The 15,859-nt window shown below is 64.8% G+C and carries 15 protein-coding genes; 6 read left to right on the top strand and 9 right to left on the bottom strand.

Annotated elements, in window-relative coordinates:
- Window positions 1-66: 66 nt before the first annotated feature.
- The 3 genes from HPY55_05965 to HPY55_05955 form a co-directional block, all read right to left on the bottom strand.
- Complete coding sequence (locus tag HPY55_05965) at window positions 67-264, bottom strand: hypothetical protein (GenBank protein ID NPV70177.1); 198 nt, start codon at window positions 262-264, stop codon at window positions 67-69.
- A gap of 52 nt (window positions 265-316) precedes the next feature.
- On the bottom strand, window positions 317-580 hold the full coding sequence (locus HPY55_05960; protein NPV70176.1) for a hypothetical protein: 264 nt from the start codon (window positions 578-580) through the stop codon (window positions 317-319).
- A gap of 351 nt (window positions 581-931) precedes the next feature.
- Window positions 932-1,954, bottom strand: coding sequence for a homoserine dehydrogenase (locus tag HPY55_05955; protein NPV70175.1), 1,023 nt, complete (start codon window positions 1,952-1,954; stop codon window positions 932-934).
- A 131-nt stretch (window positions 1,955-2,085) separates the two neighbouring features.
- On the opposite strand from HPY55_05955, the gene HPY55_05950 reads away from it, so the two are divergent.
- Both HPY55_05950 and mutT read left to right on the top strand, forming a co-directional pair.
- Window positions 2,086-3,285, top strand: coding sequence for an MFS transporter (locus HPY55_05950; protein ID NPV70174.1), 1,200 nt, complete (start codon window positions 2,086-2,088; stop codon window positions 3,283-3,285).
- Window positions 3,286-3,717 (top strand): 8-oxo-dGTP diphosphatase MutT, encoded by a 432-nt coding sequence (gene mutT, locus HPY55_05945; GenBank protein NPV70173.1) that lies wholly within the window; start codon window positions 3,286-3,288, stop codon window positions 3,715-3,717. It abuts the gene before it with no gap.
- 294 nt (window positions 3,718-4,011) lie between these two features.
- Here mutT and HPY55_05940 read toward each other — a convergent pair whose 3' ends face one another.
- Both HPY55_05940 and HPY55_05935 read right to left on the bottom strand, forming a co-directional pair.
- The gene (locus HPY55_05940) at window positions 4,012-4,485 is read right to left on the bottom strand and encodes a small multi-drug export protein (protein ID NPV70172.1); all 474 of its coding nucleotides are present in this window, start codon (window positions 4,483-4,485) and stop codon (window positions 4,012-4,014) included.
- A 105-nt stretch (window positions 4,486-4,590) separates the two neighbouring features.
- Window positions 4,591-6,225 carry an amidohydrolase gene (locus HPY55_05935; protein ID NPV70171.1) on the bottom strand — a complete coding sequence of 545 codons (1,635 nt, stop codon included), beginning with the start codon at window positions 6,223-6,225 and terminating at the stop codon, window positions 4,591-4,593.
- Window positions 6,226-6,409: 184 nt separating this feature from the next.
- On the opposite strand from HPY55_05935, the gene HPY55_05930 reads away from it, so the two are divergent.
- The 3 genes from HPY55_05930 to HPY55_05920 are packed head-to-tail and all read left to right on the top strand — an operon-like array spanning window position 6,410 to window position 7,663.
- Window positions 6,410-6,895 carry a hypothetical protein gene (locus tag HPY55_05930; protein ID NPV70170.1) on the top strand — a complete coding sequence of 162 codons (486 nt, stop codon included), beginning with the start codon at window positions 6,410-6,412 and terminating at the stop codon, window positions 6,893-6,895.
- Window positions 6,867-7,499, top strand: a complete 633-nt coding sequence (locus HPY55_05925) for a hypothetical protein (GenBank protein NPV70169.1) — start codon at window positions 6,867-6,869, stop codon at window positions 7,497-7,499. The genes HPY55_05930 and HPY55_05925 overlap by 29 nt, the downstream gene beginning before the upstream one ends.
- A 59-nt stretch (window positions 7,500-7,558) precedes the next feature.
- Complete coding sequence (locus tag HPY55_05920) at window positions 7,559-7,663, top strand: cyclic lactone autoinducer peptide (GenBank protein NPV70168.1); 105 nt, start codon at window positions 7,559-7,561, stop codon at window positions 7,661-7,663.
- Window positions 7,664-7,745: 82 nt separating this feature from the next.
- Here HPY55_05920 and HPY55_05915 read toward each other — a convergent pair whose 3' ends face one another.
- Window positions 7,746-8,729, bottom strand: a complete 984-nt coding sequence (locus tag HPY55_05915; GenBank protein NPV70167.1) for a D-glycerate dehydrogenase — start codon at window positions 8,727-8,729, stop codon at window positions 7,746-7,748.
- A gap of 165 nt (window positions 8,730-8,894) precedes the next feature.
- Here HPY55_05915 and HPY55_05910 point away from each other — a divergent pair, with 165 nt between their 5' ends.
- Entirely contained in the window at window positions 8,895-9,116 is a 222-nt protein-coding gene (locus HPY55_05910; protein ID NPV70166.1) for a DUF1540 domain-containing protein, read from the top strand.
- Between the two features lie 101 nt (window positions 9,117-9,217).
- Here HPY55_05910 and HPY55_05905 read toward each other — a convergent pair whose 3' ends face one another.
- From HPY55_05905 to HPY55_05895, 3 genes are read right to left on the bottom strand one after another with little or no spacing between them, the layout of a single operon-like run.
- Window positions 9,218-9,421: a cold-shock protein gene (locus tag HPY55_05905; protein NPV70165.1), complete on the bottom strand. Its 204-nt coding sequence runs from the start codon at window positions 9,419-9,421 to the stop codon at window positions 9,218-9,220.
- A 52-nt stretch (window positions 9,422-9,473) separates the two neighbouring features.
- Complete coding sequence (locus HPY55_05900; GenBank protein NPV70164.1) at window positions 9,474-12,791, bottom strand: UvrD-helicase domain-containing protein; 3,318 nt, start codon at window positions 12,789-12,791, stop codon at window positions 9,474-9,476.
- The gene (locus HPY55_05895) at window positions 12,784-15,849 is read right to left on the bottom strand and encodes a PD-(D/E)XK nuclease family protein (GenBank protein ID NPV70163.1); all 3,066 of its coding nucleotides are present in this window, start codon (window positions 15,847-15,849) and stop codon (window positions 12,784-12,786) included. Before HPY55_05895 ends, HPY55_05900 begins: the two co-directional genes overlap by 8 nt.
- Between the last annotated feature and the right edge of the window lie 10 nt (window positions 15,850-15,859).

The raw sequence follows: 15,859 nt of genomic DNA, 5'->3' as shown, positions 1-15,859 counted from the left end.
ACTAGCAGCGCGGGGTGGTTGAATTGAAAGGGCCGGCCAATGCCGGCCCTCAAGTTTAAGGCGCAATCACCAACCCCATCCGCCACCCCACCATGGGCTGCCCCACCCCCAGCGACGGCGCCGTGGGAAGAAGAAGAACGGGAAGAAGAAGAACGGAAAGAAGCGGAAGAAAGGGAAGAAAGGCCTCCTGAACCCGAAACCGAACGGGAAGCCCATCTGCTGCGAGGCCACCGGGTCATCTCCGTAGTAGTCCCAGCTATCCATGCTCTACCCTCCTTGCGTTGTGTTCTCGGACCACGAGTGCCATTGCCGGCCGTCAACCGCACCCGCCTGGCGTGCCGCACGGTGCTTCGCCGTACCTGTGCATGTACCCGCACCTCGGGCACATGCAGGGTGCTCCGCCGTACATGTCACCGTACATTCCACCCGGCATCCCGCCGTACGGCATCATCCCGCCATACGGCATCATCCCGCCATACGGCATCATCCCGCCGTACGGCATCATCCCGCCAGGCATTCCGCCGTAGCCACCCATGGGCGGGCAGGCCTCAGCGTATTCCCCGCCGATCATCCCGGGCATACAAGGATACCCCGGCATGCCGGCCCACCCGTAGCCCGGAGGGTAAAGAGGCCCCATTGGGGGGCATACGGGCGGCATTAGCGGACTTGGTGGATACATCGGCGGTGTTATCGGCGCGACCGGGAACATCGGCGGGCAGGTAGGCGGGAACGACCCGATCGGTTCGGTGATGGGAGAGACTATTGGCGAAACTACCGGCGGGAAGCCGGGTGTCGGAGCGGGCGACGGCAACGGTGAAGTGATCGGCGACGTTACCGGAAGAGTCGCCGGCGCTCTCGTTGTGCCTCTCATCATGCAAACCCCCCTGATTCCGTTTAAGCATTACATAATATGCAGGGGGTTGGTGCGACGTTAATTGCCTGTGAGTTCCAGTATGTCGCTCAGTATTCCGTAGGCAGTTTGCGTGACGCCCGGCTCGTTCTCGACGATCACGAGATCACCCATCAGGTCGGTATGGAGCACGAGAACTGATGAGGTCCCCGCGACGGTCGTGAACAGGTGCCCCTCGGGGACGGTCTCGAGCCGGACGCTGCCGCCCTGGCGACCGCCGCGACACACCAGCCTGAGCGGGCCTCGGGGGCGGGTGACGCCCCGTATGCCCTCCCGCCGGATGTCGAGGGGGGTCACACCGGCGTCCATTAGTACGTTCATCAGGGCCGCGGTCTTGGCCGCCGAGTCCCACCCGTCGATGTCGAGACTCGGGTCCGCTTCGGCGATGCCCATTGCCTGCGCCCGCCTCAAGGCCGAATCGAACGATTCCCCCGCGTTGACGCGGTCCAGGATGAAGTTCGTCGTCGAGTTCAGGATGCCGGTGAAACCGCTTATGGAGCACCCCTTGAGACATCGCCTCACCAGGTTGAAGACGGGCGCACCGTCCATGACCGTCGACTCGAACAGGAGCCGCCTCCCGGCCTCGCGGGCGAGGGCATCAAGGCGCCGGTAATGCCACGCGATTGGCCCCTTGTTGGCCGTGACGACGTGCATCCCCACGCGGAAGGCGGTCTCGATGTGGGTGGTAGCGGGCTCGCCGCTCATGACGTCCAGCGTAGTAACTTCGACTATCGCGTCCGCGGGGCACGAGCGGATGAAAGAGACGGAATCCCTCGTTTCCGGCGCGTGTTCCCCGGCGGACGGCAGGCGGCCCGTCTCGTCGAGGTGCTCGAGCGCGGCCGCGAGGTCGATCCCTTCCCCGTCGGACACCGTTCCCCTGGTGCGGGTGTGGATCCCGGTGACGAGCAGCCTGACGCCGGCCTGACGCCCCAGCTCGTCTCCCCGCTCGAGGAGGATTCGCGCGAATTCCCTTCCGGCGTTCCCGAACCCCACCATCCCGATCCGGAACCGCCCCTCCGCGATGTTTCGAGCCACTCCTGACACTATCGACACCTCCCGGGGAAACCGTCGTGGAGCATGTGAGTTCTACGCCGGGACCTCCGCGGCCTTCTCGCCGTGCGCGACGGCAGCCTCCGGCCCGGGCAGGAAACCGCGAAGCCAAGGAGAATTCGCTCTTGGTGGTTCCGTTGGACATTTCGAACGCACTTCTCGTCCCGGCGCTCCTCTTCGTCACCGTGGTGGCGATGACGCCGAACTCCATAATCGTCCCCGGATTGCCCCTGGTGGCAACCGGCCTCGGCGTCACGCGACCCGTGGTCGGGATGCTGATTACAGCCTACACCATCAGCTCGGGTATCTCCGCGTTGTTCGTGGGGATGGCCGCCGACAGCGCCGGCCGCAAGAGGGTGCTCATCCCCGCGCTGTTACTGTACGCCGGCGGTGGCGTCTTGCCCCTGTTCACCAGGGATTTCGGGATGATCCTGGCGGGTCGGGCCGTGCAGGGAGTCGGCGGCGCCGGCCTCATGTCGAGTGTCTACGGCCTCATCGGAGACGCCTATACCTGTCCGCAGGACAGGAACAGGGTGCTCGGGACGGTGACGGGGACGATAGCCATTTCGGAGGTGGCCGTCCCCCTCGTGGGGGGCGCCCTCGCGCAACTGGGCTGGAAAGCCCCGTTTGCCGTGTACGCGCTTGCCATCCCCGCCGCCGTTCTCTGCGTCGCAGTCCTGCCCCGCCCGTGTTTGTCGAGGCGTGGCACGGCGGAATACGCCCGGGGGCTCGCACCAGTCCTTGGGTCGCGAGCCATGCTGGCCGCGCTGGTGGCGAAGTTCGCGGCCACGGGCGCGTACTTCGTGCTCCTCACGTCGGCGCCGTTCATGGTCGCGCTGCGCCTTCGCGGTTCGAGCTTCCTGGCGGGGCTGCTCATGATCCCGATGGGAATTACCTGGGCTGCCTCCGCGCTCAGCCTGAGGAGGCTCACGGAGAGATTCTCTTCCAGGATGCTCACGATGGTGGGGTTTGCCTTGCTCACGATCGCGGCGTGCGGCATGGCCCTGGCATGGTCGGAGGGCTCCATGGCCCTCATGTTCGCGTTCTGGGGCGCGGGCTCGGGCCTCGTAAACCCGTCGCTCTTGTCGATCATCATAGAGTGTGCTGGGGAATCGTATAGGGGAGCGGCATCATCGCTGCACGGTTGTGTCGCGCTGGTGGGAGGCAGCCTCGGGCCTGTTGCGGCTGGCTTCCTGGCCACGCCCTCGGGGGACCCCGCTCCGGCGTTCTATCTCGCCGCGGCCGTGATGGTAGGGGCGGCCGCGTTGTTCGCGTACTTGACGTCCTCCGCGCCACGCCGCGGGGGAGCCACGATGGAGGAATAGGTGTTGCAGTATGGAGACGAACGTGCCCGCCCGACCGTCATCGTCACGGCCGGCATCGTCGAGCGGGAGGGGAAGGTGCTGATCGCGCAGAGGCGGAGAGGCTCCGACCTGGCGTACAAGTGGGAGTTCCCGGGCGGGAAAATCGAGCCGGGCGAGTCCCCCGAACAGTGCATTGAGCGCGAACTCCGCGAGGAACTCGGTATAGAAGTGAGGGCGGGTGACATCTATCACGCTTTCTTCCACGATTACCCTGAGTCCCGCGTCCTGCTGCTGTGCTACAGGTGCGCCATCGTTGACGGGGAGCCCCGAGCCCTCGAGTGCGAATCCGTCAGGTGGGTGGACCTTGAAGGCCTCCGTGAACTGGACGACGGGCGGATGGTTGGAGCCGACGTGCGGCTCGTCGAGAGGTTGCTCTCGCGGGGACTGCCCTGAGCATTGAGCGGCCCCGCCCTGGCCGCAAGAGGTGTAGCCGTAAGCGGCGCGGCAGCAAGCGGTGTAGCCGTAAGCGTCACTTATGTAACGGCTGCATAGCCCCCCGCATAAAATGCAGGTGCAAGTGAAAGGGGGGTACACCAGTGGTAGAGGGTAAAGGCGGCAGTTTCTTCGGAGGGAACTTCGCGTTCATCATCTTCCTGATCCTGATCCTTCTCATCTTCGGCGACTTCTGATCGACACCCAGGGCGCCCGGGGAATAACCGCCCGGGCGCTCGGCCTTTTCATGGGGGCTTAGAGGGCCATGACACTGAGGGCCGTCACGATTATCCCCGCGATCACGACGCCCATGGAAAGGGCAACCGCCGAAGACCAGAACGGCATCTTGAGCAGAGAGGCAATGATTGCCCCCGTCCACGCGCCCGTACCGGGAGCCGGTATGGCGACAAACACGGCGAGCCCCACGAGGCCGTAAGCGCGGATCGAGCGGGATTTCCTGAGATTGCTGGCCCACATCCACTCAACGGGCCGCTTGAGCGCGGCGTGTCTCCGGAGCCACGAGGTGACCGGCTGGAATACCCACAGTAGAGGCAGGACGGGGAGGAGGTTTCCGATTACGCACAAAGCCAAGGCCTCAAATGGATTGACCCCGGCGTGTATCGCGAGAGGGATGGCGACCCGCAGTTCGGACACGGGGAGGGCCGCGATCCACACGTATCTGATGCCGCCGAGAAAGTGCTTGCTCAACATCTGAAACAGGGTTGCCATGAGTACACCTGCCGCGCGCGGGCCCTCCTTCGCGAGGCACCGGGCGTCAATAGGTATTCCCCGGTGACACGGCCGATACCTGCTGGCTCGCCGCGACCCTGAGCGTCATTCGGGGACAGCGAGATCGGCTGACCTGTAGACCATCCTGCCGCCGGAGATCGTGCCCAGGACCCTGGTGTCACGGATCTCCAGCGCGGGGCAGGTCATGATGTCCCGGTCGATAATCACCGCATCTGCCAACTTTCCGGGCTCGAACGAACCCTTGAGGTCCTCCTCAAATGCGGCGTACGCGGCGTCGATAGTGAACGCGCGGAGCGCCTCCTGTCTCGACATACGCTGCTCCGGGTACCACCCGCCCGGCGGGTTGCCGTTGAAGTCCTGCCTGGTTACAGCTGCATAGATCCCCCAGAACGGATTCGGGGATTCGACGGGCGCGTCGCTCCCGGCGGGGATCCTCGCGCCCGTAGCCAGGAACGAACGCCAGGCGTAGGCCCCATGGACCCTCTCTGCTCCGACCCGGGATTCCGCCATGTTCATATCCGAACTGGCGTGCACGGGCTGCATTGAAGGGATGATGCCGAGAGACGCGAACCTCGGTATGTCGCCAGGGGCGACCACCTGCGCGTGCTCGCACCTGAACCGCGGAGAGTCACCCGTAGGCCGCCCCGCGAGGCCGCGGGCCCACGCCGCCTCTTCGTATTGGTCGAGGAACAGGCGGTTCGCCCTGTCGCCGATGCAGTGGAGTGCCAGCTGCCACCCCGACTCGAGGCAGGAGGTTATCATTTCCGATACCTGTTCCTCCGAGTAATTCACGACGCCGGACCAATCCGGCCTGTCGGAGTAACCATCCAGCATTGCCGCGCTGCGGGTGCCCAGGGAGCCGTCCGCGATCGCCTTGATACACCGCACCGTGAGTCGGTCATGGAACCGGCTGGCGACCGGTCTGGCTTCCCTGAGATAATTACGGCCGGTGACGTCCCAGAGAAGCATCTCGTACAGGCGGACGCGCACGGCGTCCTCCTTCAACAGGTCCTCGATGAGCGGGATTGTTTCGAGGTCCACCCCCGCGTCGTGGATACCGGTGAGGCCGGCGGCGAGACAGAGCCTGTCCGCCTCCACCATCGCCCTCTTGCGCTCGGCGGCGCCGGGTGGGGGAATAACCCTGGACACCAGCGCCATGGCCTTCTCGACGAGGATACCCGTCGCCTCGCCCGTCTCGTCACGGACGATCTCGCCGTCCGGTGGGTCGGGCGTGTTCCGGTCCACGCCGGCCATAGCCAGGGCGAGCGAGTTGACCCAGCATGCGTGACCGCAGGCCCTCTTGAGGAACACCGGATTGGACGGGCTCACCCTGTCCAGGTCGTGACGAGTCGGGTACTCGCCGCCCGGCCAGAGCGCGTTGTTCCAGCCGCGGCCCTCCAACCATTTGCCCGTAGCCGTTGCCCGCGCTGCCTCCGCCAGAATGTCAAGTGTCTCGTCCTTCGATTTCAGAGCGAAGTCGAGTTGCAGGTTCGCCATCCCAAGTTTCTCGAAGTGCAGGTGGGAATCTATCAGTCCGGGGACCACCGTCGCACCGCCGAGGTCGGTGACCCTCGTGCGCGGGCCCGCGTAACCCTTAACGAGCTCGCGCTCTCCGACCACCATGACACGGCCGTCCCGCAGTGCCATCGCACGGGCAACTCCAGACGAGACAGTATGGATGGTCGCGTTAATCAGAATCCAGTCAGCACGTTCAGCCATCCTCGATGACCTCCGTCAGATCCCATTGGTCAAGTCCCGTACTCATTGCGGTTTTCCGGCGGAAACACGAGTTCTCCTGCTGGAAACGCGGACCATCAGAAGGTAATTCTGCCAGGTTCGCCGAAACTGCAGGAAACGACCAGAGAAATGGGCTTTCGGGGGGAGCTTGTAGAGGAGGCAGCAGATGGACGCAGCATCATTGGCAGTAACCATCATTCATGGCTGGCTCGAGTTTATGACAATATCCGCAGCCGGCATGGCAACTTGGGGGATCAGATTCGATCTTAGGAGGCTCATGATCGTTGGAGTAATCGGCACGACTGCGGCTCAAGTCATCCGGATCATGCCGCTACGGTTTGGAATTCACACTATTCTCATGATGTTTGTGTTGCTTCCGTTGATCTATTACATGTTCAGACCACCGTTCTTGACAGCCTCGTGCGCCACGTTCGGCGGATTCACGCTGTTCCTATTTGTAGAGGAAGTCGTATGCTTCTATGTACTCAGAGTGCTTGGGATTCACATCGAGGACATGCTGGCTAACATAGCTATGAGGTCGGTCTTCGGCCTTGTGACGCCGACAGTCCTGGCCCTCTACGTTATGCTCGTGCTTTGGATTCGAGGAGTGAGGACTCGTAGGCATGCAAGCAAGACGCATCCGGCTGCTTAACACGACTCCGGCTGCTGCGGCTGCAGGACGGTGGCTTGCTGGGCAACTCGATCTGGGGGCCGCCCATGAAAAGACCCTGCGGTTTGGATTCGACATCGTGTTCTCGTGGCTTACAGGGATGGGGCTGGTAGCCGCGGTGTCTTTTCTTCTGGGCTCGTTTGCCCAGGGCCTTACCGCAGCTGCGGCCGCGTTCATTCTGCGCGTGTTCTCGGCCGGGGCCCACTGCAGCACCTCCGGCAGGTGCGCGCTGGTGACTGTTGTCGTCTACAGTACAATCGGGAAAGCCGCCGCTGTCCACGGTTTGGCCACGAGTCCTATCTTTGTCGCGGCAACCTATACTGTGTCGGCGGCGTGTCTGTTTGCCCGGACCGCCCCACGAGACTCGAGGGACTTGAGAAACCTGAGATTCCGTCCGGTAGCAGTCTTCGTTCTGCTGACTTACTTGTTGTTATCACTCCAATACTTAGGGCATTCCTCGTTTGCGTCTTCCATCGCAGGTGCTGTTGCCGCCGGTTGCCTTTGGCAGTCGTGCAGTGTGACGGAACCCGGCGCCCGCCTGATAATGGGAGTTGACAGTTTACTTGATGCCGTTGGCGTCGACTAGAGAGGCCTTGAGCGGAAACCGGCGGCTAACCACCGCACAACTCGCGGGGAGGTGACACCATGAAGAAGGTACTTACCATCCTTGCAACCCTTATCAGCATTGTCGCAGCAGCCAACGTAGCTGGAGCATGCGTCTGCGTGTTCTACCAGCCGGAGGTCGAGTAGCCACCGATTTTTGCTCATCTGGTTGGGGGAGAATAGGGGCGTTTCTTGCCCCTATTCTCTCTTTCGCGGCGGGAGAGCGAGCTCAGCCTCGCGCTGCGTAGACGTCGGGGTTTACCAGATTCGGAGGACGCCGGCCGTCCATAACCGCGAAGATGTTCTCCACGGCCATGGTGGCCATTCGCGACCGCGTTTCCACGCTCGCGCTCGCGAGGTGCGGGGCGAGGGTGACGTTGTCCAGTTCCATCAAGCCGGCTGTCACCTGAGGTTCGCGCTCGTACACGTCAAGGCCGGCGCCGGCGATCTTCCTGTCCTTGAGCGCCTGAAGCAGGGCCTGCTCGTCGACGACCGGCCCTCTGGCAGTATTGATCAGGTGGGAGGTGGGCTTCATCAGTGCGAACTCAGCGGCACCCACGAAGTGGCGCGTCTCGGGCGTGAGCGGGACGTGGAGGGAGACGAAGTCGGCCGACCTGAACAGCGTCTCCTTCGAGACGAACTCCGCGCCGAGTTCGGCCTCTGCCTCGGGATTCCGCGCCTGGTCAGTGTAGACTATCTTCATCCCGAATCCCTTGCCGCGCTTCGCGACCGCGCGCCCGATCCGGCCCATGCCCACGATGCCCAGGGTCTTGCCGTACACGTCGTTGCCGAGGAGCATCATCATACCCCAGCCGGTGAACTTCCCGGCCCTGACGAACCTGTCCGCCTCCGCGATTCTCCTTGCCGACGACATGAGCAGGGAGAACGCGAAGTCCGCCGTGGTCTCCGTGAGAACTCCCGGCGTGTTCGTGACGGGGATACCGAGTTCGGTCGCGGCCTTGACATCGATGTTATCGTATCCAACCGCAGCGTTGGCGACGATCTTGACGTGGCAGTCGGAGAGGATCTCCCTCGTGATTCGTTCGGTCAGGAGGCAAAGGAGCGCGTCTGCCCCCTTCAGTCCATTCCTTATCTCGGCCTCCGCGAGCGGCTTTTCCTCATACGACCCTACCGTGAACTCGCACCTCGTTCCCAGCAGGTCAAGACCTGCCCGCGGTATCTCTCGCGTGACGAACACCTTGAACTGTGACATGATGTGACCCTCCCGTGTCTGTGTTCCTTGCCTCGATTTTTGGCAACCTTTGTCCACATCCTAGCGGACAGCCGCACGTAAGTAAAGCACAGTATACTTGACGTAACGTTCGGGAAAAACAGAACCGGAGGTGATACCGTGGCAAACAAAGCCATCAGGTGCAGCGTGAACAACTGCCACTACTGGGCGAAGGACAACTACTGCAACGCGGAGCAGATAATGGTGAGTTCCGATAGGACCGGGGATACCACGCCCCACACCTTCAACGCCCTGCAGGCGGCCGATTTCCCGCACACACCGGTGAAAAGCTGCATGGATACCTGCTGCAAGACCTTCGTAACACGGGAGGGCGACGCCCGCGCTGACGGGATCAAGAAGATGGAGTAGGGCATCCGGCCCGAACAGCCGGGTCCAGCCCCGTTAAACAACAGAACTGCCGCCCCAGAGCGGCAGTTCTGTTCGATTGTCATTATCACTGTATTACAGTTTCAGACAACCTTCGTCACGTTCTGGGCCTGCGGGCCTTTGCGTCCCTCTTCGACGTCGAACTCCACGACATCGCCCTCGTTGAGGCTCCTGAAGCCCTCGGACTGGATGGCGGTGTAATGGACGAAAACGTCTCCGGTGCCGTCTTCCTTGCTGATGAATCCGTAGCCCTTCTCAGCGTTGAACCACTTTACCGTACCTCGCAATTTCTTACCTCCAAACTATTTGCTTTGCGCAAAAAGCGCTGCACATATCATATCACTGGCCCCAGGCGTTGTCCAGCTTATGGGTGCAAGGCACCGCCACCGCTCCGCCGGTGGCGCACCTTACTATGTAGGCGTCCTTGACACGCTCCCGCGTGAGGTCTTCCCACAATGTCGAATACGCCAGCACCTGCGCGGCATAGCGCTGGAACAGCTCGCGGTCGTCCGCGCCGGTGTCCGTCTTATAGTCAACGAGCACCCAGCCATCCGCCTCCTTGAACACAAGGTCGATCACGCCGGTGACCACCGTCAGCGGTGACCCGGCATCCACCCGGGTCGCGAAGGGCACTTCGAACAGCCTCATCTCCGCGTTCCGCATGCGGGACCACAGCGGCGAGCGTACGACGGGCACAACCAGGTTGATGAGGCCTTCGACCGCGCCGGGTTCGTCGCCGCCATCCTCCGCCATCGAGCGCACCACGGCCGGCATATCGGCCTCGAGCGCTTCATTTTCTCCGATCGCCCTGAGCACGCGGTGCGCCGTCCTGCCGGCGGCCGCCCCCACTCCGAGAGGGCCCTGGGGGCCGGCCACGCTCGCCGGCGCGGTCCGCGTCGCCTGCTCCGGCGCACGCTCCCCCGGCGGCAGGTCGCGGCGGGCCCGGTCCACCCAGGTTGTGACGGCGATCACGGAGTAGGTGGGGATCGTGACCCTGTGCAACGCCTCTCTCCGGAGCCGGGAGGCCATCGCGGGGTCGCCGCTGGACTCAGGCGCCGTGAGCGGCACCCAGGCTTTCGCCGGGGCTACGACGGCAGGAGGGACGGCCGGCGCCAATTCCTCGATGTCCTGGCCCTCAAGCAGCGCATTCCACGGACTCGCCTCCGGCTTTCCCGCGTACTCGCTGATCACCAGCAGGTCCCGCGCGCGGGTCCCCGCAACGTAGAGGAGGCGGCGCCTCTCGGCCTCCTGGAACAGCTCTTCCCTGGCCCGAAGTTCGTCCCAGCCGGGCGGGACTGCGAGCACCTCGCGACCGCGGCCGGATTCGCGGAAAATCGTGAAGTGTGCGGTGCGGCCGCCTTCGCCGCGCGCCACGTGTTCGGTCGGTTCGTGGTCTCTCTCGCCGGCGGGGTCGGCCAGGAAGACGACGGGGGCTTCGAGGCCCTTGGCCTTGTGCAGGTTCATCAGGCGGACGGCGTTGCGCCTGACCGGGAAGGCGGACATCTCGTCAACCTCGCCCTCAGTCACCGCCAGATCGAGGAACGCGACGACCTCTCTGAACGTCGCATATCCCCTGGATTCGGCGCTCCTCGCCATCTCGATGAACTTGAGCACGTTGCCTGCGCGGCTCGACCCCATCTCGCCAGAGGCCGCCAGCGCGATTACGCCGAGTTCCGAGGCGGCGGTGTCGATGACCGCGCTCGGCGGCGCGTGGCACGAGAGCGTGTGCAACAGGGAGAGCGTCCGCACGCACTCCTCGACCACTGCGCCGGACCCCGCATCAGGCGCAGCGCCGGAACCCTCCTGCACGACGAGCAGCGAAAAGACGCCGCCCGCTTCGCTGAATTCATACAGCTGCCTGTCGCTCACGCCGAAGTAGGCGCCACGTAGCGCGGCGACGAGCAGGACCGGGTTATCGGGCTCGGCGATGCACCTGAGCACTTTGAGGAACTCCCTGACGTCCTTTGAGTCCGCGAATGCGTTGCCACCGGCTGTCCCGAACGGGATGCCGTATTTCTCGAGCGCCCTTGCGTAGACGCCGAGGTGCCTTCGCCTCATGGTCAGGATGAGCACGTCCCCGGGCGAGAGCGAGGTCGCATCAAACGCGTGGCGGAGCCAGCCCGCGATCTGCTCCGCGTCGATTGAGGCGATGTCGAGCGAGTTGTGCCGGTAGACGGCGGGCACGGTCATCCTGCGCACGCCGGAGACCGTCCCGGGGCGCGGTTCACGCACCGGATCCATTGGGGCGAATTGGGCCTGTTGCTGTGTGGGGGCAGGGGGTAGCATGCCCCCGAACACGCTGTTCACCCAACCGGCGATAGACCGCACGGACCGGAAATTGGAGGTCAAGCGCACGATGCGCCCCCCGGAGGCGGAGAGCAGGTCTTTCACGGTGTTGTAGGTGTCGATGTCGGCCCGCCTGAACCTGTAGATGGACTGCTTGGGGTCTCCCACCACGAACAGCGACCCGGGGCGCGGGACGAGCTTCATCCAATCCTTTTGTTCGACGTCCGTCCCCGTGAGGTAGAACATTATCTCCGCCTGGATTGGGTCGGTGTCCTGGAACTCGTCCACGAGGAGGTGCGTGATGCGGTTCTGGAAATATGATCGCACATGTGGGTGCTCCCTAAGCATCGCTGACGCGATCATCAATAGGTCCTGGAAATTGAGCTGCGCCGTCGCCCTCCTCTTTTCGGCGAACCGCTCGGCCGCCGGGAGTACCAGCCCTATCAGGGGATAATGGCGGTGTTCGCGCCACGCCTTGAGCGCCGGAGCGGCCACCTCCTCGCGGAACCGCTCGAGGTGCTCGCCGAATTCGATCGCGTCCGCCCTGGACGGCCACCTGTTCTGGGTAACCCGGACGTTGCGGTCGAGCATGCCGAGGAGGTTGAACAGGTTGCGCGGCTGCGAGATGTCGGTCGCCCTGGCCACGCGCAGGCACCTCCTGACCGTAGCCTGGGCGTCATCCCAACCGTTTGGTGGCGCGATCCATGGCAGTCTCTCCCGGGCCCAGCGCAGGAACTCCTCCGTCCGGGCCCTGACGCCCGCCGTATCGGGCGCCGGAGCCGGCCGGCGCACGATCTCGACGTCTGGGAACAGCGTGATCCTCTCGTAGACCTGCCTGAGGTCGTCCAGGGTGACCCCGAGGCGCTCGAGTTCCAGGATGGGTTCTCCCTTTTCGAAACGCAGTCCATCCAGGTGCTCTTCCCACGAGGTGTTGCGCAGGTGGGTCTCGACGGCGCCCTCGATCTCGTCGAAATCGGGGTCGACGCCTGCTTCGACCGGCCTCTCGCGCAGAAGGCGGGCGCAGAACGAGTGGATCGTGCCTGTGAAACAGCGGTCCAGATCGGATAAGGCCAGTTCGAGGCGATGCTGTCGCGGCCCCGCCGCGCCGGTCTCGCCCGTACGGGCGGCGCGAGCGGCCGATTCGAGCTCGATCTGGAAACGCTCGCGTAGCTCGGAGGCCGCCTTCCGCGTGAACGTCACGGCCGCCATCCGTTCGACGGGGCAGCGCCCTTCCACGACCAGGGCGACCATTCGCTTCACGAGGCTCGCCGTCTTTCCCGAGCCCGCGCCCGCTTCCACGAGCATCGTGCTGTCGAGGTCGGTCGCTACGGCGAGGCGTGCGGCCTCGTCGGGTAGCGGCGTCCTAGTCATAGCTCCTGAGCCTCCGCAGCGGATCCAGGATGGGCGAGGTTGCCATCTTCCGCTTGACCACTTCGGGAGCCCCCGTGCCGTCACACACGGGGGCGTAATCGCAATGGTCGCAAGTATCCCTGTCATCAGTTGGGGTGAAAGCGCCGGCCGCCAGCAGGTCGGCGATGGCGCGGAGTAATCCCTGGAGCTTCGCCGGGTTGCCGGCATCGTATGCCAGGCGCCGGCCCTCGCCTCGCTCGGTGGGGAAGAGGTATCCGGATCGCACGACCCGAGCCCGCGGCCGGCCGGACGCCCGGAGCATCTTTTCGACTGCGACAGCGTACACCGCGTGCTGCAGCCGCCGGCCCCCACCGAATGGGGCGTTGTCGCCGTACCTCCTCGAGCCGCCGGTCTTATAGTCCCACACCGCGTACTCCTCTCCGGGGGCCGCGGATACCAGGCGGTCGACCCGGTCCACGCGGCCACGCACCGCCATGGCGCGCCCGTCCTCGATCGTGATCTCCACGGGGTCCGCGGAACAGGGCGGGGTCACATCCGCGCGGCCGGAGCCAAACTCGAGCTCGAAGTGGGCGGGGCTGCTCTCGTCGCTCGACTCCTCTTCCATCCTGAGCAACACGTCCATCGCGGACACTATCTCGCGGCGCTCCTGCTCGAATACGGCCCGGCTGGGTGCGGGTATCCTGGCGAGGTACTCTTCAGCCAGGCGCTTCGCTACCTCGACGGCTTCGGTATGGTGCTTAGACCTGTCCACGCGCTCGCCGCGGAGGACGATCCCTTCAAGCACTTCGCGGAACGCCCGGTGTAGCAGCTCGCCCCTGGAGGAGGGGTCGAGCCAGCGGTTTGGGGAGTAGAGCAACTCCTCGGGCGACCTGACCCTCAAGACGTACTTGAAGAAGAACGCGAGCGGGCAGCGCGCGAGGTCCTCGATGCTGGTCGCGGAGGCCGCCGGCCGCGTCCCCCCGGCGGTACCCAGGTCGTACGGGTGGTCGATCCACCCCTCGTATTCCGTTACGCTGTCTCCGTTCCGCGCCTCCTCCGCTTCAAGCCCACGACGTATTCCCGGGTACGCCGCGGCCACCCGTGGGGTGCAGCGCCGGAACGACTCGTCGACGGTCAGGGATTGCAGCCACCATTCGGCGTCATTCAGCGCGACCTGCGCGGCCGCCGCCTCGAAGCCGGCTGGCGGCTGGACCGCCGCGGTAAGCGCCGTGTAGTCGTCATGCCTCCGGGTCTTCAGCCGGTGGGCCTGGAGGACCACCGCCGCGGGGGCGCACGCGCGGCCGTCGACCACGTCATAGCAGGAATAGCTGAGGGTGAGGTTTCCGCGGATGCCCGCGAGCAAGGACGCCATTGAATATGTGTTCTCAGCCGGGCTTTCGGCCGAAAGCGACAATTGCGGGCTGAGCACTGTTCTCAGTTCGTCGAGCAGTACCGGGTCCTGTGCTCCGGCCCCGGGGAAACTCCCCGCGTCAAGTCCCACGACGTAGGTGTTCGGGCGACCGCTGACGCCACCCGTGCCGTAGTGCGAGGCGTGGACCCGCCCCGCCTCCGGCGTGGAAGGGGCTGTGGTGAGCTCCAGCAGCCAATCCCGGACGTATCGCAGGGCATCTCTTGCCGGAAGGACGATCCCGGTGACGCTAGCGCGCTCCTCCATCTCGCGAACCAGCGTGAGCTGGGACTCGCGGTCCTCCTCGCTCGCCCCGCGAGAGAAGGATTCCACGAACACCTTGCACGCCCCGGCGATGGATGCCACGTCGACCGCCCCCGTCAAGTCGGGGACCGCGTCGATCAGCGCCCCGGTGACCGCGGCCAGGTATCTCGCGGCCTCCGCATCCCGGCGCGCGGCGCCGCTTCCGTCGAGATCGTAGCGCTCGGCCAGCGACACCAGACCGGTCGTGTACCTCTCGCGCCCCCATCCAACGGCTGCCTCCACGAGTACCCGCGACAGGCGGGCTGCGCCTGGAGCGCCGCCGCCTGCGGAGGGCGGCAGTACCAGATCCCCCGATACGATCATGCGGCGGAAGGCAGCCGCCGAGAAATCGGATGACAGCCAGTCTATAAACCCCAACAAGGCGCGGCCGGGGCCCGTGAGTGAAACGGGGACTCCACCCGCGAAGGTCACGGGGAGGCCGTACTGCTTTCCGAGGGAGTAGATCAGCGGGACGTAGACATCGCCCGACGTGTACACGATCTCAACGGAATCGGCTGGTATGCCGGCGGAAACGATGCGGCGGAAAACCTCTCGCACCTCGTTCGCGCCCCCCGTGGCCGAGAAAAGGTGCAGGCGAACGCACTCGCCGGGCGACCCTCCCGGGGCGGGTGCCTGATCCGGGGCGTAGAGCCAGGAGAATGGCGAGGATCCGGCGGCGGACGGCGATCCTGCCCGGGATTCCGCGGGCCACGGCCTGTGCCTCCTCGAGGGCGGGACGGCCAGCCCGTGCACTTCGTCCGACGGGATGGCCAGGCAGCGGTCGCCAGAGACCGCTCTGATCAGCCTCCACTCGAGCGGTTTGAACGCGGCGGAGGACGGCACCATGAACACGGCGCGGGGTGCGCCAACGGAGCCGGCGGTTGAGCAGGAGTCCGCTGCCCACCTCAGTAGCGATGGATAGTCGACCCAGCGCCTCGACTCCAGTCCCAGGGAATAAAGCCACGCGGCGTCACGCACGGGGGTGTCCGCGATGGCCGGGTCCACTTCCGCCATGGAAAGGTCGCGTATGGAGCGGAACACCATTTCCGCCACCGCGGGGCCGGCCTTCAGGCGCTCAAAACCCGCGAGGCGGCCGGATGAGGACAACTCGAGAATGATCTTGAGCATGAGACTGCGGCACATCGTGTCTGTGGCCTGCCGGCGGCCGGTCTCCTTGAGGATGCCCGCGATCACCTCGAGGGCCAGGTCCTCCGGAGTCATCGTGCGGAGGTTCACCCACGGTGTCCCCCCGCGCGCCAGCGCCTCACCCGCCTGTATGCCGGCCTGTCTGGACGGCACTACCAGCACTTTCGTGTCGAGCAGGTGCTTCGAGCAGATACCCGCAAGAGCGGACAGGAACCTGTTCAACGACAGCCCG

This window comes from Bacillota bacterium (assembly GCA_013178305.1).
Classification (GTDB): domain Bacteria; phylum Bacillota; class Sulfobacillia; order JABLXB01; family JABLXB01; genus JABLXB01.
The sequence above is the reverse complement of the archived record's forward strand: the minus strand, read 5'-3'. Positions and strand labels throughout refer to the sequence as shown.